At 64.7% G+C, this 24,044-nt stretch carries 26 protein-coding genes and 1 pseudogene; 16 read left to right on the forward strand and 11 right to left on the reverse strand.

All coding sequences use genetic code 11. The features are described 5' to 3' along the window. Nucleotides 1-105: 105 nt before the first annotated feature. The 3 genes from JJB99_RS15215 to JJB99_RS15225 are packed head-to-tail and all read right to left on the reverse strand — an operon-like array spanning nucleotide 106 to nucleotide 1,337. Nucleotides 106-519, reverse strand: coding sequence for a GFA family protein (locus tag JJB99_RS15215; RefSeq protein ID WP_200499512.1), 414 nt, complete (start codon nucleotides 517-519; stop codon nucleotides 106-108). Nucleotides 520-531: 12 nt separating this feature from the next. Then, entirely contained in the window at nucleotides 532-1,005 is a 474-nt protein-coding gene (locus JJB99_RS15220; RefSeq protein WP_200499513.1) for an SRPBCC family protein, read from the reverse strand. Next, nucleotides 1,002-1,337, reverse strand: coding sequence for an ArsR/SmtB family transcription factor (locus tag JJB99_RS15225; RefSeq protein ID WP_200499514.1), 336 nt, complete (start codon nucleotides 1,335-1,337; stop codon nucleotides 1,002-1,004). The genes JJB99_RS15220 and JJB99_RS15225 overlap by 4 nt, the downstream gene beginning before the upstream one ends. Before the next feature lie 105 nt (nucleotides 1,338-1,442). Between JJB99_RS15225 and JJB99_RS15230 the strand changes: the two genes are divergently transcribed. The 7 genes from JJB99_RS15230 to JJB99_RS15260 all read left to right on the forward strand — a co-directional run bounded on the left by JJB99_RS15230 (nucleotide 1,443) and on the right by JJB99_RS15260 (nucleotide 7,839). Continuing rightward, on the forward strand, nucleotides 1,443-2,132 hold the full coding sequence (locus JJB99_RS15230; protein ID WP_200499515.1) for a TetR/AcrR family transcriptional regulator: 690 nt from the start codon (nucleotides 1,443-1,445) through the stop codon (nucleotides 2,130-2,132). Then, nucleotides 2,129-2,917, forward strand: a complete 789-nt coding sequence (locus tag JJB99_RS15235; protein WP_200499516.1) for an HlyD family secretion protein — start codon at nucleotides 2,129-2,131, stop codon at nucleotides 2,915-2,917. The genes JJB99_RS15230 and JJB99_RS15235 overlap by 4 nt, the downstream gene beginning before the upstream one ends. Further along, nucleotides 2,914-3,846 (forward strand): ABC transporter ATP-binding protein, encoded by a 933-nt coding sequence (locus JJB99_RS15240; protein ID WP_200499517.1) that lies wholly within the window; start codon nucleotides 2,914-2,916, stop codon nucleotides 3,844-3,846. The genes JJB99_RS15235 and JJB99_RS15240 overlap by 4 nt, the downstream gene beginning before the upstream one ends. A 12-nt stretch (nucleotides 3,847-3,858) precedes the next feature. Then, nucleotides 3,859-5,022, forward strand: a complete 1,164-nt coding sequence (locus JJB99_RS15245; protein ID WP_200499518.1) for an ABC transporter permease — start codon at nucleotides 3,859-3,861, stop codon at nucleotides 5,020-5,022. A gap of 32 nt (nucleotides 5,023-5,054) precedes the next feature. Then, complete coding sequence (locus JJB99_RS15250) at nucleotides 5,055-6,362, forward strand: adenylate/guanylate cyclase domain-containing protein (RefSeq protein WP_200500167.1); 1,308 nt, start codon at nucleotides 5,055-5,057, stop codon at nucleotides 6,360-6,362. Between the two features lie 43 nt (nucleotides 6,363-6,405). Next, nucleotides 6,406-6,690 (forward strand): hypothetical protein, encoded by a 285-nt coding sequence (locus tag JJB99_RS15255; RefSeq protein ID WP_349629018.1) that lies wholly within the window; start codon nucleotides 6,406-6,408, stop codon nucleotides 6,688-6,690. 234 nt (nucleotides 6,691-6,924) lie between these two features. Then, nucleotides 6,925-7,839 carry a PhzF family phenazine biosynthesis protein gene (locus JJB99_RS15260; RefSeq protein WP_200499519.1) on the forward strand — a complete coding sequence of 305 codons (915 nt, stop codon included), beginning with the start codon at nucleotides 6,925-6,927 and terminating at the stop codon, nucleotides 7,837-7,839. Between the two features lie 158 nt (nucleotides 7,840-7,997). Here JJB99_RS15260 and JJB99_RS15265 read toward each other — a convergent pair whose 3' ends face one another. Next, the gene (locus JJB99_RS15265; protein WP_200499520.1) at nucleotides 7,998-8,459 is read right to left on the reverse strand and encodes a DUF488 domain-containing protein; all 462 of its coding nucleotides are present in this window, start codon (nucleotides 8,457-8,459) and stop codon (nucleotides 7,998-8,000) included. A gap of 8 nt (nucleotides 8,460-8,467) precedes the next feature. After that, a complete protein-coding gene (locus JJB99_RS15270) occupies nucleotides 8,468-9,304 on the reverse strand; it encodes a DUF72 domain-containing protein (RefSeq protein ID WP_200499521.1) in 837 nt (278 codons plus the stop codon). 103 nt (nucleotides 9,305-9,407) lie between these two features. Here JJB99_RS15270 and JJB99_RS15275 point away from each other — a divergent pair, with 103 nt between their 5' ends. The 4 genes from JJB99_RS15275 (at nucleotide 9,408) to JJB99_RS15290 (ending at nucleotide 13,021) form a co-directional block, all read left to right on the forward strand. Next, nucleotides 9,408-9,788: a hypothetical protein gene (locus JJB99_RS15275; protein ID WP_200499522.1), complete on the forward strand. Its 381-nt coding sequence runs from the start codon at nucleotides 9,408-9,410 to the stop codon at nucleotides 9,786-9,788. Nucleotides 9,789-9,932: 144 nt separating this feature from the next. Continuing rightward, the gene (locus JJB99_RS15280; RefSeq protein WP_200499523.1) at nucleotides 9,933-10,136 is read left to right on the forward strand and encodes a hypothetical protein; all 204 of its coding nucleotides are present in this window, start codon (nucleotides 9,933-9,935) and stop codon (nucleotides 10,134-10,136) included. 242 nt (nucleotides 10,137-10,378) lie between these two features. Next, nucleotides 10,379-11,512, forward strand: coding sequence for a glycosyltransferase family 2 protein (locus JJB99_RS15285; protein WP_200499524.1), 1,134 nt, complete (start codon nucleotides 10,379-10,381; stop codon nucleotides 11,510-11,512). 6 nt (nucleotides 11,513-11,518) lie between these two features. Beyond that, nucleotides 11,519-13,021, forward strand: a complete 1,503-nt coding sequence (locus JJB99_RS15290) for a glycosyltransferase family 39 protein (RefSeq protein WP_200499525.1) — start codon at nucleotides 11,519-11,521, stop codon at nucleotides 13,019-13,021. Between the two features lie 43 nt (nucleotides 13,022-13,064). Here JJB99_RS15290 and JJB99_RS15295 read toward each other — a convergent pair whose 3' ends face one another. Then, nucleotides 13,065-14,954, reverse strand: coding sequence for a CHASE2 domain-containing protein (locus JJB99_RS15295; RefSeq protein ID WP_200499526.1), 1,890 nt, complete (start codon nucleotides 14,952-14,954; stop codon nucleotides 13,065-13,067). An 86-nt stretch (nucleotides 14,955-15,040) separates the two neighbouring features. Further along, nucleotides 15,041-15,565: a FecR domain-containing protein gene (locus tag JJB99_RS15300; protein ID WP_200499527.1), complete on the reverse strand. Its 525-nt coding sequence runs from the start codon at nucleotides 15,563-15,565 to the stop codon at nucleotides 15,041-15,043. Nucleotides 15,566-16,225: 660 nt separating this feature from the next. On the opposite strand from JJB99_RS15300, the gene JJB99_RS15305 reads away from it, so the two are divergent. Beyond that, nucleotides 16,226-17,320: a DUF2778 domain-containing protein gene (locus JJB99_RS15305; RefSeq protein ID WP_200499528.1), complete on the forward strand. Its 1,095-nt coding sequence runs from the start codon at nucleotides 16,226-16,228 to the stop codon at nucleotides 17,318-17,320. 7 nt (nucleotides 17,321-17,327) lie between these two features. On the opposite strand, the gene JJB99_RS15310 is transcribed toward JJB99_RS15305, so the two are convergent. Continuing rightward, a complete protein-coding gene (locus tag JJB99_RS15310; protein WP_200499529.1) occupies nucleotides 17,328-17,957 on the reverse strand; it encodes a glutathione binding-like protein in 630 nt (209 codons plus the stop codon). A gap of 12 nt (nucleotides 17,958-17,969) precedes the next feature. Then, the gene (locus JJB99_RS15315; protein WP_200499530.1) at nucleotides 17,970-18,563 is read right to left on the reverse strand and encodes a cysteine hydrolase family protein; all 594 of its coding nucleotides are present in this window, start codon (nucleotides 18,561-18,563) and stop codon (nucleotides 17,970-17,972) included. 128 nt (nucleotides 18,564-18,691) lie between these two features. Between JJB99_RS15315 and JJB99_RS15320 the strand changes: the two are divergent. Next, a pseudogene (locus tag JJB99_RS15320) lies at nucleotides 18,692-19,524 on the forward strand (LysR family transcriptional regulator). 109 nt (nucleotides 19,525-19,633) lie between these two features. Next, complete coding sequence (gene lepB / locus JJB99_RS15325; RefSeq protein ID WP_200499531.1) at nucleotides 19,634-20,380, forward strand: signal peptidase I; 747 nt, start codon at nucleotides 19,634-19,636, stop codon at nucleotides 20,378-20,380. 121 nt (nucleotides 20,381-20,501) lie between these two features. On the opposite strand, the gene groL is transcribed toward lepB, so the two are convergent. Both groL and JJB99_RS15335 read right to left on the reverse strand, forming a co-directional pair. Next, complete coding sequence (gene groL / locus JJB99_RS15330) at nucleotides 20,502-22,142, reverse strand: chaperonin GroEL (protein ID WP_200499532.1); 1,641 nt, start codon at nucleotides 22,140-22,142, stop codon at nucleotides 20,502-20,504. 43 nt (nucleotides 22,143-22,185) lie between these two features. Continuing rightward, complete coding sequence (locus tag JJB99_RS15335) at nucleotides 22,186-22,500, reverse strand: co-chaperone GroES (protein ID WP_200499533.1); 315 nt, start codon at nucleotides 22,498-22,500, stop codon at nucleotides 22,186-22,188. 377 nt (nucleotides 22,501-22,877) lie between these two features. Here JJB99_RS15335 and JJB99_RS15340 point away from each other — a divergent pair, with 377 nt between their 5' ends. Continuing rightward, nucleotides 22,878-23,165 (forward strand): usg protein, encoded by a 288-nt coding sequence (locus JJB99_RS15340; protein WP_200499534.1) that lies wholly within the window; start codon nucleotides 22,878-22,880, stop codon nucleotides 23,163-23,165. A 167-nt stretch (nucleotides 23,166-23,332) separates the two neighbouring features. Beyond that, nucleotides 23,333-23,872 (forward strand): cupin domain-containing protein, encoded by a 540-nt coding sequence (locus tag JJB99_RS15345; protein ID WP_200499535.1) that lies wholly within the window; start codon nucleotides 23,333-23,335, stop codon nucleotides 23,870-23,872. Nucleotides 23,873-24,044: the final 172 nt, after the last annotated feature.

The raw sequence follows: 24,044 nt of genomic DNA on the forward strand, positions 1-24,044 counted from the left end.
AGGGCTCTCGCCCTTGGGGATTTTCCCGTTGTGGAGACACCCTCTCCCCAGCCCTCCCCCGCAAGCGGGGGAGGGAGCGCACCATTTGTGCGGTAACGACCATCACTACCCCGGCGGCATGCCTGCGAACTTCGGCAGGTCGGGATCGAGGCGATCCCAGTCGTGTCCGCGAGCGGCGTAGGTGACCGCCTGCGGCTTGTAGCGGGCGGGCTCGTCGAGGCTTGCGGCGCGGATGGTGACGACATCGGGCTGTGCTGGGTAGGTCATGTAAACAGGCAAGCCGCATGTCGCGCAGAAGCCGCGCGTCTTCACATTGCCGCTGTCACCGACCATGTCCCAGTGCCTGGCTTCGCCCGTCAGCGTGACGCCGTCGCGCGCGAAGGTCATGTAGGAGCCGTGGCCGCTGCCGCTTTCACGCTGGCAGTCCCGGCACTGGCAGTGATTGCTGAACAGCGGCTCGCCGAGAATCGAATAGCGGATCGCGCCGCAGGCGCAGCCGCCGGTAAAAGGCTTGGTCATGGCGGTAACTCCTCACTTCTCGCCGCTGATTTCGTCGAGTTGGCGAACGACCTTCTTCCAGCCGCCGCTCATGACAGTGTAGGCGGACTCATTTCTGGGCATGACGAAGCCCGCATGCACGAGGCGGATCCGCGTGCCCGCTTCGACCGGAGTGAGCGACCACGTCACGACCGTGTCGAGCGGCGCGCCGTAGCCGGTGTTGCGCTCGTCGCCGCCCTTCCAGGCGTAGACGAGGCGTCTGTAAGCGACGACCTCGAGAACCCGGCAATGAATGACGCCATCCCAATTGCCGCCCGGCGTGGTCTGGAACGTGAAGGCCTTGCCTTCGACCGCTTCGAAGCCGGTCGGCTGCATCAGCCAGCGCGCAATCAGCTGCGCATTGGTCAGCACCTTCCAGACCGTCTCCGGCGCGTGAGGGAGCACCTCGTCGATGACGATGTCCCGGATGGTTCCTTGGGTCTCGGCGTTCAACTCGGCGGCACTCATGGCTCGATCTCCTTCAAGAGGTCACGCAGGTTCTGGAAGCGCTCGCGCCAGAACACGCCGTAATGGTCCATCCAGGTGACCAGCGGCTCCAGGCCTTGCGGCGCGGCGCGGTAATAGACGTTGCGGCCCTCGGCGCGCTCGGCGACGAGGCCGGCCTGCTTGAGGGATTTCAGGTGCTGCGAGACGGCGCCTTGGGTGACGCCGCTGCCGCGGGTGAGCTCGGCGACGCTGATCTCCTTGCTCTCGAACACGCGTTCGAAAACGGCGCGGCGGGTCGGATCGGCGAGGGCGCGCATCACGGCGGTGACGGGATTGGGGGCGGCTTCGATCATGCGATCAAATTAGCGGCGGCTAATGCATTAGTCAATACTAATTCGTCTGCCTATAGGAGGGCACTGCTGACTTGATAATGACTGACTAGTCAGTCATTATAGGGGATGATCGACAGACCGACCAAATCCGCCACGCCGCCCACAGCTCGCGCTAACGCGAAGGGTCCTGCAGCCAGTGAGGAGGCACCTGCTTCGAACCGTGCCGCCCGCGCGGCGGAACGGCGCGCCGCGATCGTGGAGGCCGCGATGGAGGAATTCATCGCGCGCGGCTTTGCTGCGACGCGGCTCGACGACATTGCGAAGCGCGCCGGTGTCGCGAAGGGCACGATCTACCTGCACTTCAAGGACAAGGAATCGATGTTCGAGGAGCTGGTGCGCATCGTCATCGTGCCCGTGGTGGCGCGGCTAACTGCGCTGCCGCCGCCGACGGGCTCGGTGCGCGATCTCGTCGAGGCTTTCGCCGGCAACTTCATCAAGGAAGTCATCGGCACGCGGCGTGGCGATCTGGTGCGCCTGATCGTGGCGGAGGGGCCGCGCTTTCCCTCCATCGCCGACTTCTATTACCGCGAGGTCGTCTCGCGCGGAATCGCCACGATGCGAACGCTGATCGAGCTCGGCATCGCCCGCGGCGAGATCCGGCAGAAGGATCTTGCGAGCTATCCGCAAATCCTGGTCGCGCCCGCAATGATCGCGGTGATCTGGCACAGCCTGTTTGAGCGGTACGCGCCGCTCGATGCGCGCGACATGCTGCGCGTCCATCTCGATTTGATTTTTGGCGAACGGAGGACGACATGAGGTCGTCACGGGTATTTTCTGCATTTGCATCGGCCCTCGTGCTCGCAACCGGCCTCGCCGGCTGCAACGAGAAGCGCGATCCCGGCTTCCAGGGTTGGGTCGAGGCCGACATGATCTTCGTCAGTCCTGATGAAGCGGGCCGGGTAACGAAGCTCAACGTTCGCGAGGGCGACGAGGTCAAGGTCGGCGATCACCTTTATTCCGTCGATGACGACCTCCAGCTTGCCGATCTCAACCAGAACAAGGCGACGCTGGCGAACGCGCAGCAGACCTATGATCGCGCGGCCTCGCTGAGCAAGACCGGATCGGGCACGCAGGCCAATCTCGACTCCGCGGTATCGGCCTTGCGCGTTGCCGAAGCACGGGTGGCGACGTCGGAGACGCGGATGGCGCGGCGCAAGGGCTTTGCGCCGGTGGCCGGCACCATCCAGCAGATCTATTTCCGCGAAGGCGAGATGGTGGCGGCGCAGCGGCCGGTGCTCTCGATTATGCCGCCCGGCAACATGAAGCTGCGCTTCTTCGTGCCGGAAACCGAGCTGCCGAAGCTGTCGATCGGTGACGAGGTCCGCGTCGCCTGCGACAATTGCGCCGCCGATCTCAGTGCAAAGATCTATTTCATCGCGACCTCCGCCGAATACACCCCGCCGGTGATCTACAGCCTCGATGAGCGCAACAAGCTGGTCTATCTGATCCAGGCTCGCCCCTCGCGCCCCGACGCCCTGCGTGTCGGCCAGCCGATCAACGTCTACCTCAATCCCAAGACGCCGGTGGCGGACAAGCGATGAACGGCCGCAATGACATCGCGATCGACGTCAAGGGCCTGACGAAATCGTTCGGCGGGCGCGAGGTCGTGCACGACCTGTCAATGCAGGTGAAGCGCGGCTCGATCTACGGCTTCCTCGGGCCGAACGGCTCGGGCAAGACCACGACGATCCGCATCCTCTGCGGCCTGCTGACGCCCGACAGCGGCGAGGGCACCTGCCTCGGCTACGACATCCGGCGCGATGCCGAGAAGATCAAGCGCCAGGTCGGCTACATGACCCAGCGCTTCAGCCTGTATCAGGATCTCTCCGTGCGCGAGAACCTGGAATTCGTCGCGCGGCTCTATGGCCTCGCCGATGCGCGCGGCGCCGCGCGCGACATGATCAAGCGCCTCGGGCTGTCAGGCCGCGAGGAGCAGCTCGCGGGCGAGCTCTCCGGCGGCTGGAAGCAGCGGCTGGCGCTGGGTGCCTGCACGCTGCCGAATCCAAAACTGCTGCTGCTCGACGAGCCGACCGCCGGCGTCGATCCCAAGGCGCGGCGCGACTTCTGGAACGAGATCCATGCGCTCGCGGCCGAAGGGCTCACGGTGCTGGTCTCGACCCATTACATGGACGAGGCCGAGCGCTGTCATGAGATCGCCTATATCGCCTACGGCCATTTGCTGGCGCATGGCACCGTCGAGGAGGTGATCGCGGGATCCGCGCTCTCGACCTACACCGTCACGGGCGAAGACCTGAACGGCCTCACGGCCGAGCTCACCGGCAGGCCCGGGGTCGATATGGTGGCGCCGTTCGGGACCTCGCTGCACGTGTCCGGGCGCGACGTCGCCGCGCTCGAGGCCAGCATCGCGCCGTGGCGCGAGAAGAGCGGGCTGCACTGGCACAAGTCCTCGCCTTCGCTCGAAGACGCCTTCATCGAGCTGATGAGCCGCTCCAAGGACAATTTCCAATAAGGACAATTTCCAATGAGCGCCGTCGACCAACCCGCCCCAATGCGCGAAATCCGCGAACGCTTCGGCTTCTTGAAGCGGTCCTATGCGATGCTGGTCAAGGAGTTTATCCAGCTCCGGCGCGACCGCGTGTCGTTCGCGATGATCGTGATGCTGCCGGTGATGCAGCTCCTCTTGTTCGGATACGCCATCAATACCACGCCGCACAATCTGCCGAGCGCGGTGTTGCTCCAGGAGGATTCCGATCTCGCCCGCTCGATCCTGAAGGCGCTGGAGAACACCGCCTATTTCCGCTTTCTCTACGAGGTGCACGACGTCGACGATTTCGACAATCTGCTGAAATCCGGCAAGGTGCTATTTGGCGTCGAGATCCCGCGCGGCTTCGAGCGCGCGGTGCGGCGCGGCGACAGGCCGGCACTGCTGGTCGCGGCCGACGCCACCGACCCGATTGCGGCGAGCGCCGCGCTCGGTTCGCTCGGTATGGTGGTGCAGACCGCGCTCGCCCACGACCTCTATATCGGCAATCCCCCGGAGATGCCGTTCGAGATCCGCGCCCATGCCCGCTACAACCCGGCCGCGAACTCCAGCCTTAACATCGTGCCGGGCCTCGTCGGCACCATCCTCACCATGACCATGCTGATCTTCACCGCGCTCTCGGTCACGCGCGAGGTCGAGCGCGGCACCATGGAGGCCCTGTTGTCGATGCCGATCAAGCCGGTCGAGGTGATGTTCGGCAAGATCATCCCCTATGTGCTGGTCGGCTTCGTCCAGGCGTTTCTGATCATCGGCATCGGCGTGGTTCTGTTCGGCGTGCCCATCCTCGGCAATCTCTTCCTGCTGGCGCTGCTCTCGACCCTGTTCATCACCACCAACCTGTCGATCGGCTACACGATCTCGACGGTGGTGCAGAACCAGCTCCAGGCCATGCAGATGTCGTTGATGTTTTTCCTGCCGAGCATTCTTCTGTCCGGCTTCATGTTCCCCTTCGCGGGGATGCCGGCGTGGGCGCAGTATGTCGGCGAATGCCTGCCGTTGACGCACTATCTGCGCATCGTCCGCGCCATCATGCTGAAGGGTGCGACCATGCAGAATCTGCGCTTCGACACGCTGGCGCTGGTGGCCCTGATGCTCCTCGCCATGACCATCGCCGTGACGCGCTTCCGCCGCACGCTGGATTGAGGCAAGATACCCCCGCAATGATTGGGGGAATGATGGTCAGCTTTGCGAGCAGGAAGACCCGGCAGCATGCCGTGGTGTCGGCGGAGTTCGAGCGCGAGCTCACGCGCGAGGTGCTGCGGACCGAGCTGCTGCGGGTCAGGGCCTTGATCGTCACGGGCTGCGTCATCGTCGTGTTCTTCACCGCGATCGAGCTGATCGATCCCCAAGTGGTCGAGCGGGTCTGGCACGGCACATCCGGCAGGGTCCAGCTCTATGTGCTGATGGCGGGCTTCATTCTGTTCGAGCTCTGGGTGCACACCCAGATCCGGCGAAACCTCAAGCTCGGTCGCGACGTGCCGGTCGTCAGGCGCTATATCGGCGCGTTCATCGAGACGTCGCTGCCGACGCTGATCCTGGTGCTTCAGATCCGCAGCATGGGGGCAAGCCAGGCGCTGGGCTTCGTCACGCCGCTGGTCTATTTCATTTTCGTGATTCTCTCGACGTTGCGGCTGGACTTCCGGCTCTCCACCTTCACCGGCTTCGTGGCTGCGGCCGAGCTGTTCGCCGTTGCGATGTATTTCTATGCCACCAATGCCGCCGGTGAGCCCGAGACATATTTCCACGCCGTGCGCAGCACCATCATCCTGATCTGCGGCGTGCTCGCAGGTTCGGTCGGCGCGCAGCTTCGCCGCCAGTTCACGGCGAGCATCGCAGCGGCCACCGCGCGCGACCGCATCACCAATCTGTTCGGTCAGCACGTCTCGCCGCAGGTGGTGGAACGGCTGATGGCGGAGGGCACCAGCGCCGGCGGCGACGTCCGCCGCGTCGCCGTGATGTTCGTCGACTTCCGCGGCTTCACCGCCGGCGCGCAGTCGCGCACCCCGCAGGAGGTGGTCGACCGCCTCGACGGCGCCTTCGCGGTGCTGGTCGACATCCTCGACCGCCAGGGTGGCATCGTGAACAAGTTCCTCGGCGACGGCTTTCTCGCGTTGTTCGGTGCGCCGCTGGAGGCCTCGGATGCCGCCCATCGCGCGGTCGCCGCCGGCCGCGAGATGCTGACCGCGATGGACCGCATCAACGCGCAAACGGCCTGGCCGCTGCGGATCGGCATCGGCATCCATTTCGGCGAGGTCGTCGCCGGTAATATCGGCTCGCCCCGGCGCAAGGAGTACACGGTGATCGGCGACACCGTGAACTTCGCCTCGCGGCTCGAGGCGCTGAACAAGGAGTTCGGCTCACAGCTCTTGATCTCCGCGTCCGTGCGCGAGGCGCTGGGCGCTGACGGGGACGATGCCGTCGCGCTCGGCGAAATCGCGGTGCGCGGCTATGAGCAGAAGGTGGCGGTGTTTCAATTGGGGTGAGGGAGGCCTTCAGGCGCGGGTCGCGTTTCGTTGAAGTCGCGTGATGAAATATCTCCAGGTGTTCTCGCGTCCTTACACTGTGGAGGCCGACATCTCGGCCTCCGTTTGTCACCCGGAGAAAAAACCAATGACCCGATTGACCCCTGTCGTGGCCGCCCTGATTGCTGCCGCCGTCTATCAAACCCAGGCCGCTTCCGCCCGCGACATCGCCCCGCGGCGCGCCGCAACTCATGCGACGGCGGACTGCGTCCGAGCCCCGGCAGCGGGCGCGTATGCCACCGCGCCATACAAGCAGCCGCCTTGCCTGCCCAACACGACGACGAACTGACGATCGCGACCAAGCCGGGTTGGCGACGTCCGTCAACCCGGTCCTAGTCCTTGTGTCGTAGCCCTCGGATCTCGTGCAGAAGATGAAGGACTAACGGAAAGCGCGCTTCCGACCGGTTACGCGATTGCTCCGATTGCTCCGAATTTTGGGGCATGACGAGCGATCTCGCCGGCTTGTAGACTGCGCGAGACGCGGCCGGTCGTGGCCGCGACTTGCGCGGAGAGGAAGCGAAACATGCAGCGCCGCTACGTCACCGTCGACGTGTTCACCGATCGCGCCTTCGGCGGCAACCAGCTCGCCGTGGTGCTCGATGCCGGCGGGCTTTCGACCGCGCAGATGCAGGCGATCGCGACCGAGTTCAACTATTCCGAGACCACCTTCGTGCTGCCGCCGCGCGACAAGAGCAACGATGCCGAGGTGCGCATCTTCACGCCGGTGAGGGAGCTTCCCTTTGCCGGCCATCCCAATGTGGGGACCGCCTTCGTGCTGGCGACGATCGCGAAGGAGCCGAAGCCGCGCTTCTTGTTCGAGGAGAGGGCGGGCCTCGTGCCGGTCGATATCCGGCGCGAGCAGGGCCGCGTGGTCAGCACCGAGCTCACCGCGCCGCAGCCGCTGTCGTGCCTGTCGGAATTGTCTGCCGCCGATGCCGCAAGCTGCATCTCGCTCAGTGCAGAGGACATTAAGGTCGATCGTCATGCGCCGCAGGTCGTCAGTGTTGGAACGCCGTTTCTGGTGATCGAGGTGCACTCGCGCGATGCGCTCAAGCGGGCGAGGTCCGATGCGGCGGCCTTCGGCAAGGTATTTCCGCGCGACGGCGCGTTCTCGGCCTGGTTCTATACGCGTGATGTGCCGGCGGCGGAGGCGCCTTGCGAGCGCCAGGCGCGAATGTTCATGCGCGGCGCCAGCGGCCTTACTGAGGACCCTGCCACCGGCAGCGCCACCGTTGCGGCCGCCGCGCTGTTCGCCGATCTCGATCCCATGCGTGACGGCGAGTTGAAGCTCACCGTCGGCCAAGGGTTTGACATGGGCCGGCCAAGCATCCTCTCGACGCGCGTGCGCAAGCAGGACGGCAAGATCGTTTCCGCCCATGTCGGCGGCAGCTGCGTGCAGATGATGGAGGGGATGTTCCGGTTGGCGGGGGAGGGGTAGCCGTCATTCCGGGGCGCGCGTAGCACGAGCTATAATGCGCAATTGCGTATCAGAGAATCCATCGCGCCGCAGCGTCGGTGGATGAATGGATTCTCAGGTGCGTAATTGTGCACTGTAGTTCACGACTTTGTCGCGTCCCGGAATGATGGCGAAGTTGGCTACACCTGCCGCCCTGCCAAATTCGTCACCGCCACCCCATCCCGCTCCTCGATGATCTCCGCGATGATCCGGCGGTGGCAGTGGGTGTGATCGCGCTCGTAGCAGAGCAGGCAGACGGGGCCGGCCTTCTTCACCAGCGCCGACAGCTCGTCCATCGCTTCTTTTGCCTCGGGCGCCTTCAGGTGCTTGGAGAAGATCTTCTCCAGCACATCGTATTGCCCGCTGCGCGCGGCGAGGCGGCCTTCCTTCGGCGTGCCGAGCGCTGCCAGATGAACATAGCCGATGCCGCGCTCATCCAAGCCGGCCGCAAGCTGCTTCTTGGAAAAGCCGGGCCGGCGCGATGACGTCACCGCGCGCACGTCGACCACGAGCTTGACGCCGGCCGCTTCCAGCTCGTCCAGCACCGCCTTGGGCGGCGTCTGCTCATAGCCGATGGTGAAGAGCTTTTTCGCCTTGGCCATGGGACGCCTCAGCTCACCCGTGTAATCAGTTCCATGGCGCCGTGGGGCGCGCGCACCTTGCCCTCGTGGATGACATAGGCGAACACGTCGCGCGGCTCCTTCTTCGGCTTGGTCTTGTCGACCTTTGGCAGGTCGTCGGGTTCGCCGCCCTCGGCCCAGGCCTGAAAACGCTCGGCCCAGGCATCGAGTTGCTTCGGCGGATAGCAGGTTTTGATCTCGTCATTGCCCTTCTGCAGCCGCGCATAGACGAAGTCCCCGGCAACGTCGGCGATCGCAGGATATTTGCCGTGCTCGGCGAACACGACCGGCGTCTCGAATTCGCGGATCAGCGCGATGAAATCAGGCGTGCAAAAACTGTCGTGGCGGACCTCGACGACATGGCGCAGCGCGCGTCCCTCGAGCTTGCGCGGCAGCAGCTCCAGGAACTTGCCGAAATCGACACCGTCGAATTTCTTGGTCGGCGCGAACTGCCACAGCACCGGCCCGAGATGATCGCCGAGCTCCAGCACGCCGGAATCGTAGAACCGCTTGATGGAATCGCCGGCCTCGGCGAGCACGCGGCGGTTGGTGGCAAAGCGCGGGCCTTTCACCGAAAAGACAAACCCCTCGGGCACCTCGCTCGCCCATTTGCGAAAGCTCTCCGGCTTCTGCGAGCCGTAATAGGTCCCGTTGATCTCGATCGAGGTCAGCTTCGAGGCCGCGTAGGACAGCTCCTTCGCTTGCGTCAACTTCTCCGGATAGAACACGCCGCGCCAGGGCTCGAAGGTCCAGCCGCCGATGCCGATGAAGATGTTGCCGGATTTTTTTGACGCGGTTTTTGCTTTGGCCACGGGAGGATCTCGCATCGACGGGGAGAAGAGACCTCATCCTAATCAAACGAGTTGTGATTGGCCAGTTGGCCCGTCCGGTCTAAGCTTTGCGACGGGACCCGCGAACAAGGAGAACAAGATGCGGTTGCTGATGGTGGGAGCGGCGCTCGTCATGATGACATCTGCTGCCATGACATCCCGTGTTATGGCAGCCGACGACGATGCCAAGGGCGCGCAGAAGCTCGCCATGCAGGGCCGCGACGACTATTGGCATTGCCTGGCGCGGGAATATTCGCGCGATAGCAATCAGGGCATGTCCGAACAGGACTTTGGCCGCTCGGTCGCCGGCGCCTGTCCGTCGGAGCGGCAATATTACCGGGTCGCGCTGCTCGACTATCTCACGACCCAATATCCTGACATCGATGCCGGCGCCCATCTCGCGACCGCGAACAGGGCAGTGGAATCCGCGCAGAAAGATATCGTGGCGGCCTTCGTCAAGCACAGGCCGCCGGCAAAATAGGGGAGTGGCGATGGCGAGTAGCAAATAGGGCTGCAAAGCCGGCCGCCCTCATTTGCCACGCGCAATTCGCCATTCGTCCTCAAGCCCTTCCGGCTCCATGTTCATCCGTGGTATCACTGGCTGCATCTGGAACAGGGATGGGTCATGTCGTCTGAATCGTTGGGGGGCATTCTGGGTGCGATCGTCGCGGCGATCGTGCTTGCGGTGGCCGTCGTGTTCGGCCCGATCGGCCAGTACGGCAAGCCGCCCAGGCCGGCGAAGGTCGAACCTGCCCCCACTGCGGCGCCCGGAGCCCCCGCCGCGCCCGCGCCGCGAGGCCCGGTGATCCGGGAAGTCCCGAATCAATAGTGTCCTGAAAAAGCCGCCTTGCGGCCCTTGCACAGCGCTTCCCCCGTCTCTATCTATGTCCCAACGGCGACGTTGAGCGAAAACTCCGGCGCTGGGACGACCTTGGAATAGCTTGGGCCTGCGCCGGATGTACGCGCGGTCCGCCGTTCCGGGGTCGTTGGCATTTTAGAGCCCCTTTTGGGCCATTCCCCAGAGAAAACCTCGGCTTGGCAGCGTAAGACGCGGCGGATATACGCTGCGTCATGAACGAAGCGATCAGACCGGGCACCGACGACCCGCCGCAGGCTCACGAGGCGCCGGAACTGTCGGTCATCGTCCCGACCTTCAACGAGCGCGACAACGTCACGGTGCTGTACCGGCGGCTGGAGGCGACGCTCACGAACATCGCCTGGGAGGTCGTGTTCGTCGACGACAATTCGCCCGACGGCACCTGGGACGTTGTGCGCGCTCTGGCCCAGCGCGACAGCCGCGTGCGCTGTGTCCGCCGCATCGGCCGCCGCGGCCTGTCCGGCGCCTGTATCGAGGGCATCCTGGCCTCCAGCGCGCCATATGTGGCCGTGATCGATGCGGACCTCCAGCACGACGAGACGCAACTGCCGAAGATGCTGTTGCTGCTCGCGAGCGAGCAGGCCGAGCTCGTCGTCGGCAGCCGCTACATCGAAGGCTACAAGAGCGAAGGTTTCAACAAGCAGCGCGCCGGCGCCAGCGCGCTGGCGACCGAGCTGGCCAGGAAGATGCTGCGGGTCGAGATCGCCGATCCCATGAGCGGCTTCTTCATGATCCGCCGCGACCGTTTCGAGCAGCTCGCGCCGAAGCTGTCCGTGCACGGCTTCAAGATCCTGCTCGACGTCGTCGCGACCGCGCACGGCGGCTTGCGCACGGTCGAGATTCCCTACACCTTCGGCGCTCGCCAGCATGGCGAGAGCAAGCTCGATTCCATGGTCGCGCTCGACTTCGTCGGCCTCGTGCTGGCCAAGCTCACCAACGATATCGTGTCGCTGCGCTTCATCCTGTTCGCGATGGTCGGCGGCATCGGCCTCGTCGTGCATCTCACCTCGTTGTTCATCGCGCTTGAGCTGTTCAAGGCGCCGTTCGCGGAGGCGCAGGCCGCCGGCGCCATCGTCGCCATGACCAGCAACTTCGTGCTCAACAACTTCCTGACCTATCGCGACCAGCGGCTGAAGGGCTTTGCGCTGCTGCGCGGCCTGATCGCGTTCTACATCGTGTGCAGCGTCGGCCTGCTCGCCAATGTCGGCGTCGCCTTCTCGGTCTACGATCAGGAGCCGATCTGGTGGCTGGCCGGTGCTGCCGGCGCGCTGATGGGCGTGGTGTGGAACTACGCGATGTCCGGACTGTTTGTCTGGCGCAAGAAATAGCGGACGATGGGCGGGGCCGACGCGCGGATCGTCCGCAACACCGCGCTGGCGATCGTCGCGCTGGTCGCCTTGCGGCTGGTCGCGGCGGTGTTCACGCCAATCACCTTCGACGAAGCCTATTACTGGACGTGGTCGAAAAATCTCGCCGGTGGCTATTACGACCATCCGCCGATGGTCGCTCTTGTGATCCGCGCCGGCACCATGATCGCGGGCGACACCGAGCTTGGCGTCCGGCTGGTCTCGATCCTGCTCGCGCTGCCGATGAGCTATGCGATCTATCGCTCCGCCGCGATCCTGTTCGGCGGGGCGCGGGTGGCAGTGACCAGCGCCATCCTGCTCAACCTGACGCTGCTGGCCTCGGTCGGCACGCTGATCGTCACGCCCGACGCGCCGCTGTTGGTCGCCTCCAGCTTCGTGCTGTTCTTCCTCGCAAAGGTGCTGGAGACCGGACGCGGCGTCTGGTGGCTCGCGGTCGGCGCTGCCGTCGGTGCGGCGCTGCTGTCGAAATACACCGCAATGTTTTTTGGCGCGGCGATCCTGATCTGGCTCGCTTCCGTGCCTAAGCTGCGGCGCTGGTTTCTCTCGCCCTGGCCCTATCTCGGCGGTCTCGTTGCGCTGGCGCTGTTTTCGCCGGTGATCCTCTGGAACGCGGATCATCAATGGGTCTCGTTCGCAAAGCAGCTTGGCCGCGCCAGGATCGAGGATTTCCGCCCCGTCTACATCGCCGAGCTGGTCCCGACCCAGTTCGCGTTCGCAACCCCGCTGGTCTTCATCCTCGGCGCGATGGGGCTGCACGCGCTGACCTGGCGCCGGGCCGGCGCATTGGCCTCGCGCGTGCTGATCGAGACGATGTTCTGGACCATCGTCGCCTATTTCGTCTGGCACTCGCTGCACGCCCGGGTCGAAGCCAACTGGTTCGCGCCGGTCTATCCGCCTTTCGTGATCGCGGCGGCCGCGGCCGCCAATCTCGTGCAATGGAAACCGCGCCAGCGGCGCCTCGTCGATTTCTGCCTGCGCTGGGCCGCGCCGGCCGGCATCGTGATGTTTGCCGCGCTAATCGTGCAGGCCGACACCGGCTGGCTGTCCGGTTATCGCCGCGATGCGACCGTGCGCAGCGTTGGCGTCGGCTGGCGCGAGCTCGCGGCCGAAATCGAGGCGGTGCGCGTCCGCACCGGCGCGACCTGCGTGCTTGCGCCTGACTACGGCACCACGAGCTGGCTCGCCTTCTACCTGCCGCACGGCACCTGCGTGGCACAGCAGAGCCAGCGCATCCGCTGGGTCAACATGGGCGAGCCCGATCCGAAGCTGCTGGCCGGCAAGCTGCTCTTTGTCGACGAGCTGCGCGAAGGCGGCCATCCGTTCCTCAATGACCGCTTTGCGCAGGTGACGCAGGTTGCGCAATTGCAGCGCAAGCGCGGACCGCTGGTAGTCGAGACCTACGGCATCGATCTGCTCGAAGGTGCCAAAGGCGACGTGCTGGATCGCTCGCCGCCGCCGGAGGCAAGGTAGTTCGCGGGGACGACAGCGGAGTTGGGCTAGCCGCAGCGGCTATTCAGTCGATCATCTCAGCCTTGGTCGTGGCCTGGCCGGGTCCGCCCTGATCCCGCCAGAACCAGACCGTCACGACGCCGGAGCGGCCGCGGACCTGGGTGAGCAGCGGGCCCGACAGGATGCCGTCGGGCGTGCCGTGGAACTCGGCGGCATCCAGCAACGTCTCGGTGAGCGCAAGCCGCGCATGGTTCTGGGTGGCAACCTCCATCAGGCGGCTCGCGACGTTGACGGTGTCGCCCGTGGCTGTGATGTGCTGGTGGCTTTCGCCGAGACGGGAGGCGACGATCGGACCGAAATGCGCGCCGATCTTGAAACCGAGCTGTTCGCGGGTTGCTGATGGCAGCGCGGCGATCCAGCAATCGACGCTGCGATAGAGGCCGATCGCGCATTTCAGGGCGCGCGCGGCGTCGTCGGGCATCGGGCCCGGCAGGCCGAACAGGATCATGGCGCCGTCGCCGAGAAGTCCGGTGATCATGCCGCCGCAATCGACTGCGGCCCTGTCGATGAGCGCGTGAAATGCCCTCAGCAGATCCTGCAACGCGTCGGGATCGATCTTTTCGCTGAGCGTCGTGAAGCCGGAGAGATCGATGAAGACCACGGCTGCGTCCTGCCGCACGGGCTTGGACAGGAAATTCGGATCGCGCGCCAGCCACTCCTGCACGGCGGGCGCCTGCAATTGCGCCAGCGACCGGCTCTTGGCAGCCAGATATTGCGTGCGGCGGCCTCCCGCCCACAGCTGCACGCCCGCAAAGACAGCAACCGGCGGCACGGCGGCCGCGAGCGTGGTGGCGGCGTCCAGCCAGACGCCGTGCGTGAACGCGAGCAGATTGAGCCCGGCCCAGGCGATCATCACCGCCGCTGCCGCGATGATGCCGAGCGCGCTGCGCCGCCAGGCGAGCAGGCCCACCAGCAGCAGCGGCAGCAGGATCGCGCTGAGCGCGTCGATGATGTGGACCTTGCGGTCGCGCATGATGCCGTCGCCGGCAACGAGATGGGTGATCGCGGTGGAGACCACCTCGACGCCGGGCATCAGGGAATCGAACGGCGTCGGATAGAAGTCGCCGCCGCCGGCGACCGCGGCGCCGATCACCACGATGCGATTCTCGATCGCGGCGCGGTCGAGCGTGCCGTCGAAAATGCTCTGCGCGCTGACGGTGCGGATGGTGCGGCGCGGGCCGTAATAAGTGATCGGCAGCGCGAAGTCGGTGTCGGTCGGCACTGCGCGGTCGCCGAGCATGAGATGATCGGGCGCGATCGTCAGCGGCTTGTCGAGCGCGCGTGTCGCCACGCGAAGCGGAAACGAGAGCTCGACCTTGTCGCGGGTCCGGAACAGCATCGGCACCGAGAGCGGCGAGCCCGACTGTCCCGTCGCGACGTTGACGATTCCGACCTCGGCATGTTCGGCGAACGCAGGCAGCGGCAGCAGGAAACGCTCGGCCTGCGGCAGCACGGCGAGGGGGCCTTCGCTGGCGGGCTCAACCGTCTCGCTGGCGCTTGGGAAGATCGCCGCGGCGGCGAGCACCATCGGACCGGTGGCAAGCGTGTTGGCCAGCGTGGCATCGCCGATCGCGGCGCTGCGGTCGACCAGCAAGAGATCGATCGCGACGACCTTCGGCTTGAACTGCACGATGGTGTCGACGATGCGGGCGAGATCGGCGCGCGGCAGCGGATAGCTGCCGCCGCGCTTGACCACGGTGTCGTCGATCGCGACGATGGTGACGAGATCGGGCGGACGCTGCACGCCGCGAAGCTGGGTCCGCAGGTCGGTCAGCGTGGCTTCGAGGCGGTCGAGGAAGCGCAGATGACCGTTGGCGTGCGCGGCATAGATACCCGCGCCCCACAGCGCGGCGAGAATGAGCGCCACCAGGATCTGAACGCGTCGGATACCCATGCGATCGTTTTTGCGGTCGTTTTGCAATCTACCAGTGTCCAAATCTCATTGGCCGGGTCTGACCGACCCGGCTTATCGTCCGAAACTTATTGTCCGAGGCGCGCCATCAGCGCGTCGACGCGCGGCTGGCCCCATGTCTTGACGGTCAGCGGACCGGTCGCTTCCACATCGACGCCTTCGCCGGGGCCCAAAACGACGCCGCGCCCCCGAGCCCTGCGGCTGACGCCGACCCGGCCGTCGGCGACGAAGACGGAGGTCCTGGCCTCGGCGACATCGACCGCCCATTTGGTGCCGCGCACCGCGGCGATCGCCTGCGGCGTCAGCACCTTGAAGGGATTGCCGCCGGGCTTTTTGGGCACCTCGATCAGCAGCGCCTTGCTGCTCAACTCGACGGAGTCAATATGTCCGTCGCGGTTGGCGTCCTTAAGTTCAAATCTCGCGCCATTTTCCGCAACGATGGTGATGCCGTTGTCGCAGCGCCAGACTTGCGTGGCTGCGGCCGACGGCGATGCCGTGCAGCCCGCCTTGGCGGCAGGCTGCGCGATCGCCGATCCGATCAACACAAACAGCCACGCCGACGCGAAAAACCCGGCGCGCGAAAATCCTCTCATGCCAGCCTCCGTTGGCGTGCTTGGCACAGTTCAAGGCGATGTTGATACGGTGCCGTATCACACCCAGAGGCTGCTGAAAAGCGCAGAGGAGCAGCTATTTTCTCGCCGCGGTCATTTCCAGTCCGGCGCGATCAACTTTCAGTCAGGGCGCCGTGTCGCGTGAGCACCAGCCTTTCTCCCTCTCCCCGTTCGTACGGAGAGAGGTGAAGTATCGACGGAGAGCTCGGCACGCACCAGCTTCGCGCAACGCTTCCCCGCTATCTTCCGGGTATTGAAGACCACGAAAAGGACTTGGTTGATGCGTTTAGAGAGGCGGCCGGACGACGTCCGCTGACCGCACTGATCCGGCCGAGAGTTATGGTTAACAGACGCGCCTAAGTCCGTAGTTCTGCGGGCTTTTTTCTCAGAATGAGACAGCGTTAACGAGCTGCCCTACATCCGCCCGAACTTAATCTGCATTTAACTAAAAGTCGCCTTAATGACGCTCCGACCCTCTGCGAGATGCTGTTCCCGGATCGTGACCAGCGGCACTTCGGAGGGGGACTGAGTGACACCGTCCTGGACGCAAGGCGAATGAGTACGAGTATCGCTGCGCAGAGTAACGCGGCACGGAAGTCCAACAATCCTGGCAAGCATTCACATCGGAAGCCTTCCCGGAAAATGACCACCCAAAACGTGCTTGGCGCGGCTGTGATCGGCTGTGTCGTGCTTGCCGGCTGGACCGTCTACAACAACATCTTCGCTGCCAGCGTCTATCCGACCGTCGGCAGCATTGGCTACGACGAGCCGGTGATCAAGCGCGTGCCCAAGGTCGCGCTGCGCGAGGCCGGTGAGGCCATCAAGGAAACCTTCGCGCTGCTGCCCGACCGGCTCCAGGTTGCGGCCCCGATCTCGCGCGAGATGTTCAACGAGCGCTTTGCCGCGGCTGCGACGCAAGGCGTGCCGTCGAATGCGGCGAGCGCCGCGACGCCAACCCAGATTGCCGTCGTCAAGGACACAGCGAAGGACGCGCCGAAGCCGAGCGTGATCGCGAAGGTCGCGGACGTGCTGAAGCCGGCCGTGGCCAAGGTCGCTGAGAAGGTCGCCGACACCGCCAAGGGCAAGCGCGCCACGGACGCGTCGGTGCAACTGGCCTCGGCCGATCCGGCCGAGATCGTGCCGGCGCACGAGGCCAAACCAAAATCCTTCGCCGACCGCGCCAAGGCCGCGGTGATGTCGATCACCGGGCCGCGCCAGTCGATGGTGGAAAAGCTCTGGGGCAAGCGTGAGCCGTCCGGCGGGCTGCTCGCCTATGCCTCCGCCGATGCCAGCGTGACCGCGTCGATCGCGCCCAAGGAGCAGAACCCGATGCTCGGCGGCGCGCCGCCCTATGAGCGCGACACCGCCGTCTACGACATCACCGCCAAGACGGTTTACCTGCCCGATGGCACCAGGCTCGAGGCGCATTCCGGCCTCGGCTCCAATCTCGACGATCCGCGCTCGCAGCGCGTACGCATGCGCGGCGTGACGCCGCCGCATATCTACATGCTGAAGCCGCGCGAGGCGCTGTTCCACGGCGTGCCGGCGCTGCGCCTCACGCCAATTGGCGGCGAGAGCGCGATCTACGGCCGCGACGGCCTGCTCGCCCACACTTTCATGCTCGGGCCGAACGGCGATTCCAACGGCTGCGTCTCGTTCAAGGACTATTACGCGTTCCTCGACGCCTATCGCAACAAGGGCATCCGCAAGCTCGCGGTGCTGGCGCGGGTCGAGTGATCCGCGTCTAGGCCGCGACTGCCTTGCGCAGCGCCATCTCCGTCGCGATCGCCTCTCTTATCGCAGGCCGCGTCTGCATGCGTTCGAGATAGGCCGCGAGCGGCGGCCATTGTGCGATGTCAATGCCGGCCGGGCGAAGCAGCAGCAAGGCCCAGACGAGATGCGCATCCGCGACGGTGAAGCGGTCACCGACCAGGAATTCGCGCTGCGTCAGATGCGCTGATGGCACCTGCAATGTCTGAGTGATCCGCGCGCGCGGCTTCGCAAGCGAGCCGTCGTCCTTGTACCAGAAGGCCGGAAACAGGAAAGCCTTGTGGATCTCGGCGCCGGTGAAGCTCAGCCATTCCTGGAGGCGGTATCGGTCGGGCTCGCCGAAGCGGGGCGCAAGCCCCGTCTCCAGCTTCATATCGGCGATGTATTGCAGCACCGCTGCGCTCTCGGTCAGCCGGTCGCCATTTTCCAGCACCAGCACCGGCACTGCGCCCTTCGGCGAAATGCGGCAAAAATCGCTGTCGTCATCCGCGACCTTCTTGGTCACGAGATGCACCTGACGATAGCGCACTTCGATACCAGCTTCCATCAGCGCGATGCGGCTCGCAAGCGAGCAGGCCATCGGCGAGAAATAGAGTTGCAGCATTGCGTTGCTCCGTTACGTCAGCGCATCGCCGCGCGCGATGATCGCGAAGCGGTCGGACAATTCAGCGAGCGCAACCTCGTGGATGGTGCGGGCGTCCAGCGTGCCGCCGCGGCCGTCAGGCAGGTCGCGCGTGGCGCAGGCATCGGCATCAACAGTGGTGCGAAAGCCGAGATCGAGCGCCGCCCGCGCCGTCGAGCTGACGCACATATGCGTCATGAAGCCGGCCAGCACGATGTTCTTCCGGTCGGTCGCATCAAGACGTGCCCTAAGATCGGTGCCGGCAAAGGCGTTGGGCAGCTCCTTCTCGATCACGAACTCGCCGGCGCGGGGCTTAAGCTCCGCGACAATGGCGCCGCGCTCAGCGCCGCGGTCGAACAGGCTGCCCGCCTTGCCGCGGTGGGCGATATGGAAGATCGCCGCGTTTGCCGCGCGTGCCCGGGCCAGCAGGGCGGCCGCCCGCACGATTGCGGACTTCGCGTCGGGCAGGGCGAGGGGACCTGCGAGATATTCGTTCTGGATGTCGATCAGCACCAGCGCGGCATCGCCGAGACGCGGCGGGATGAGGTCGGCACCGGCAAGCTGCAGCAGGGTCTTTGCGGCCGTCATGGTCAGGCAATCTCCGGGGCGAAAGGCTGGGCCAACATAACGCCGGAGCCGCCTGCCGATATGCAGGAATATCGCAGCCGCTGGCTGCGATATTGCAGGGGCCTCGCAGGCGATGTAGCCTTGAGCCCATGAATTGGGACGATCTGCGCATCATCGCCGCCATCAGGGACGAGGGCACCTATGCCGGCGCCAGTGCACGCCTGCGCATCGACGAGACCACGGTGGGGCGCAGGCTGTCGCGCATCGAGCGCGCGCTCGGTTTGCGTCTGTTCGAGGCCGCCGACGGCGTCCGCAGGCCGACGCGACAATGCGAGGCGGTGCTGGCGATGTCGAGGCGATGGCCGCACATGCCGCGGAGATCGGCCGCCTTGGGGAGGGCCTGGAAGGTCCCGTGGGACGCCTGCGCATCGCCTCGACCAACACGGTCGCCGAACAGGTGCTGTCGCCGCGCGCGAGCGATTTCCTGCGCGCCAATCCCGGCCTGACGCTGCAGTTTCTCACCTCGAGCGAGAACGTCAAGTTCTCGCGCTGGGAGGCCGATCTCGCCATCCGCCTGCGCAAACCCGACAAGGGCGATTTTGCGATCTCCAGGCTCGGCGACATCCGTATCTATTATTTCGAGCCCGTGACGAGCGAGGGCGAGCCGATGCTGTGCGCTTATCCGGACGAACTCGGTGCCATTCCCGAGATGCAATTCCTGCGCACCAAGACGACTCGTGCGCGCTGCGTCACAGACAACGTTCGCGTCATCCGCAATCTGATCCGCGCCCACCAGGCCACCGGCGTGCTGCCGGAGTATGTTTGCGCGGATCTGCTCGGCGATCGCCGCTTGCGCGCCACGCTGCTGCCGAAGCGGCGCGATGTCTGGCTGCTGGTGCAGAACCACCTCAAACGCGATCCGGCAGCGCGACTCGCCATCGAATGGGTGCGGCATTGTTTCAGCGAACCGTCGCGCGGCTGATGACCCGGTGGCCGGTGTGAACGCGGTCCAGGCGCGGCACGGAAGGAGTTGCATGCGCGCGAAGGTTGCGTAAACTCGCGACCACCCCAGTCTTGCTCGAGAAGGGCGCATGACCACTCTCCAGGAAGCCATCCGCCCCTCGGCGCAGCCCCGGGAATGGACAGCGATCGTCGTCCTAATCCTGCTGATCCCGGTGCTGTGGTCGCCGCCGTTCCTGTTTCGCATCTTCCTCTACCAGCCGTTCAACATCCCCTCGAATTCGATGATGCCGACGCTGGCGGTCGGCGACTACGTTTTCGCTGCCAAATATGCCTATGGCTACGGCCGCTACTCGTTTCCCTTTGCGCCATCCTGGATTTCGGGCCGCTTCTCTTCCGCTGACCCGGAATATGGCGACCTCGTAGTATTTCGCACGGCGAAGAACGCCTCACTCGACTACATCAAGCGCGTGGTCGGCCTGCCCGGCGATCGCGTCCAGATGCGGCAGGGCCAGCTCTTCCTCAACGACAAGCCGGTGACGCGCGTTGCATTGAAAGATGCGTCTCCAGCCGCTGCCTGCGGTGGCGATGGCGGTGTCCGGGTCAAGCGCTGGCGCGAGACGCTGCCGAACGGCGCAAGCTACGTGACATACGATTGCATCGACAACGGTTATCTCGACAACACCAGCGTCTTCCAGGTGCCGCCAGGACATTTCTTCGCGCTCGGCGACAATCGTGACAACTCCACTGACAGCCGCATGATCTGGACCTTTGGCATGGTGCCGATGGACAATCTGGTCGGCAAGGTGACGCGGATCTTCTGGTCGCTGGACGAGAACGGCCGCTTGCGAGGCGAACGACTTGGGAAGGTGTGGTGAGTTTCTTGTCCGGGACGGTGCATAGCGCCGAGCCCGGAACGGCGAGGGAGAGCGGCGCCGCCCAACAACAAAAACCCCGGCATCGCTGCCGGGGTTTCGCAAGTCTCGAGGTGGCCGGACCTTAGAAGTCCATGCCGCCCATGCCGCCGCCCGGGGGCATTGCCGGGCCGGCGCCGCCCTTCTTGGGCAGTTCGGCGACCATGGCTTCCGTGGTGATCAGCAGCGCGGCAACCGAGGCTGCGTTCTGGATCGCGGTGCGGACCACTTTGGTCGGGTCGATGATGCCCTTCTTGACGAGGTCGGCATATTCGCCGGTCTGGGAGTCGAAACCGTAATTGTAGGTCTTGTTCTCCAGGATCTTGCCGACGATCACCGAGCCGTCTTCACCGGCGTTGATCGCGATCTGGCGAGCGGGCGCGGAGAGCGCCTTGCGCACGATCTCGACGCCGGTCTTCTGGTCGTCGTTCTTGGTGCGCAGGCCCTTGAGCTGCTCGGAGGCACGGAGCAGGGCGACGCCGCCGCCCGGGACGATGCCTTCCTCGACTGCCGCGCGGGTCGCATGCATCGCGTCATCAACGCGATCCTTGCGCTCCTTCACCTCGACCTCGGTCGCGCCGCCGACGCGGATCACCGCGACACCGCCCGCGAGCTTGGCGAGACGCTCCTGGAGCTTCTCACGGTCGTAGTCCGAGGTGGTCTCCTCGATCTGCGCCTTGATCTGGGCCACGCGCGCCTCGATGTCGGCCTTCTTGCCGGCGCCGTTGACGATCGTGGTGTTCTCCTTGTCGATCATCACCTTCTTGGCGCGACCGAGCATGTTGAGCGTGACGTTCTCGAGCTTGATGCCGAGATCTTCCGAGATCGCCTGGCCGCCGGTCAGGATCGCGATGTCCTGCAGCATGGCCTTGCGGCGATCGCCGAAGCCCGGAGCCTTGACGGCCGCGACCTTCAGGCCGCCCCGGAGGCGGTTGACGACGAGGGTCGCGAGAGCTTCGCCTTCGACGTCCTCGGCGACGATGACCAGCGGCTTGCCGGTCTGCACCACGGCCTCGAGCAGCGGCAGCAGCTCGTTCAGCGAGGAGAGCTTCTTCTCGTTGATGAGGATGTAGGCGTCGTCCATCTCAACGCGCATCTTGTCGGCGTTGGTGACGAAGTAGGGCGAGATGTAGCCGCGATCGAACTGCATGCCCTCGACGACGTCGAGTTCGGTCTCGAGCGACTTGGCTTCCTCGACGGTGATGACGCCCTCGTTGCCGACCTTTTTCATGGCGTCGGAGAGGAACTTGCCGATCTCGGCATCGCCGTTGGCGGAGATGGTGCCGACCTGGGCGATCTCGTCGTTCGAGGTGACCTTCTTGGAGTTCTTCTCGAGGTCCGCAACCACGGCTTCGACCGCGAGGTCGATACCGCGCTTCAGATCCATCGGGTTCATGCCGGCGGCGACCGACTTGGCGCCTTCCTTCACGATCGCGGCCGCGAGCACGGTCGCGGTGGTGGTGCCGTCGCCGGCCGCGTCAGCGGACTTGGAGGCGACTTCGCGCACCATCTGTGCGCCCATGTTCTCGAACTTGTCCTCGAGCTCGATCTCCTTGGCGACGGTGACGCCGTCCTTGGTGATGCGGGGCGCGCCGAACGACTTGTCGAGCACCACGTTGCGGCCCTTGGGACCGAGCGTGACCTTCACCGCGTTGGCGAGGATGTCGACGCCGCGCAGCATCTTGTCGCGCGCTTCAACCGAGAATTTGACTTCTTTGGCTGCCATCTGGATTTTTCCTTAAGGTTTGACTGGAGGGGGAGAGGGGCCCTTAGGCCGCCTTCTTCTTGGACTCGGTGATCTCGAGAACGCCCATCACGTCGCTCTCCTTCATGATCAGCAGGTCCTGGCCGTCGATCTTGACCTCGGTGCCGGACCACTTGCCGAACAGCACGCGGTCGCCGACCTTCAGGTCGATCGGGATCAGCTTGCCGGCTTCGTCGCGGCCGCCGGGGCCGATGGCGACGACTTCGCCCTGGGACGGCTTTTCCTTGGCAGTGTCGGGAATGATGATGCCGCCAGCGGTCTTCTCTTCTGCGTCGATGCGCTTGACCACGACGCGGTCGTGAAGCGGACGGAATTTCATGCAGTCCTCCTAAATCTTTGCACGAGTTGAGGATTTTGAGATTATTAGCAATCGTTGCCCGCGAGTGCTAGCACAGGCGAGGCAGAAATAGGACAGGAATTTTGCGGGGGCAAGGGCTTCTAGCAGAAAAATCAGCACTCGACAGGGCGCTCTGCCAGATTCCCTTTACCATCGTTAACCAGCCCTCGCGGGCCCTATTAGCACGGAGTTGTATCTGCTGCTAACGCATTGAATTTCAACAGCTTGTTAAACTTTTGGGCTTGAGATGGATTGTCAGTTTGCGTCACATTTCTCTCATGTGAGCGCATCGTTTCCGGGTGGCTCGTCGCGCGTACCCGAAGCCGCCCCTTGAATGCGCTCCTGCAAAGGAGGTTGGCATGGGACTGCGGAGTGAGGCGGTTTCCGATGATTTCCGGAAACAGCTGTTGGGTTATGGGCTGACGACGGCGCAAATTCTCTACCGGATGCCGGATCACCCGTCGCTGCTCCAGACTTACGTCTGGCAGAACTACGACATGTTTCCGAAATTTCCGGCGCTGAAGGATTTCCTGGCGTTCTGGCAGCAGAAGCTCGACGGCCCGCTTCACTCGGTGACGGTCGCGCATTGCAAGCTGATCAAGCCCGCCGAGCTGCGCGCCGTCGACGGCGTGTTCCGGCTGCATTGAGGCGAGCACCGGTCTCGTCAGGTGGGCAAAGGCGTGCGCACTTCGCGCGCCGTGCCCACCATCTCTCCCCGATCTCGTCTCGCAGTCGTGGGCACGCTTGCGCTTTGCCCACCTTACGATATCAATTTCCGTGCTAGCCTCCCTGCACAACAACAGGGAGGCGGCCCATGGCCAAGAAAGCAAAATCGCGCAGCGCATCGCAAGCCGCGGTGAAGAAGCGGAGCGGCGCCAAGGCTGCTGCGCGATCCACGGCGCGCAAGGCGGTGAAGGCGAAAGCGCGTACCGCGCCTGCCAAATCATCGGCCAGGAAGCCCGCACGGCCCAGGCAGCGCATCGCCATCAGCCATCACCGCGAGGAAGATTTCAAGGCCGACGGCCTGCGCGCCTACGCCAAGTACCGCGATCTCGGCATCGCCGATGCGACCCATGGACTCGCGCAAGCGCATGTGATCCGGCTGCAAGGTCCCTGCGATCCGCAAGAAGTGTCAAAACTGCATTTCCACGACGTCGACTTCCAGATGGTCTATGTGCTCAAGGGCTGGGTGAAGACCTACATGGACGGGCAGGGCGAGACTCTGATGAAAGAAGGCAGCGCCTGGACCCAGCCGCCGAAAATCAAGCACATGATCTTGGACTATTCGGACGATGTGGAGCTGCTGGAGGTGATCCTGCCGGCGGAGTTCAGGACGGTGGAGTTGAAGGCGTAGGCGTTCGAGTCTCACCGCCGTCATTGCGAGCGAACCGAAAGCAATCCAGACTGTTTCCGTGCAAAGATTCTGGATTGCTTCGCTCCGCTCGCAACGACGAGTCCTCGCAGCATCGTCGGCGTCGCAGACAGGGTCGTTAGAAAGCGACCAATCCGCGAAACCGGGCCGTTAC

Source organism: Bradyrhizobium diazoefficiens (genome assembly GCF_016616235.1).
GTDB classification, from domain to species: domain Bacteria; phylum Pseudomonadota; class Alphaproteobacteria; order Rhizobiales; family Xanthobacteraceae; genus Bradyrhizobium; species Bradyrhizobium diazoefficiens_H.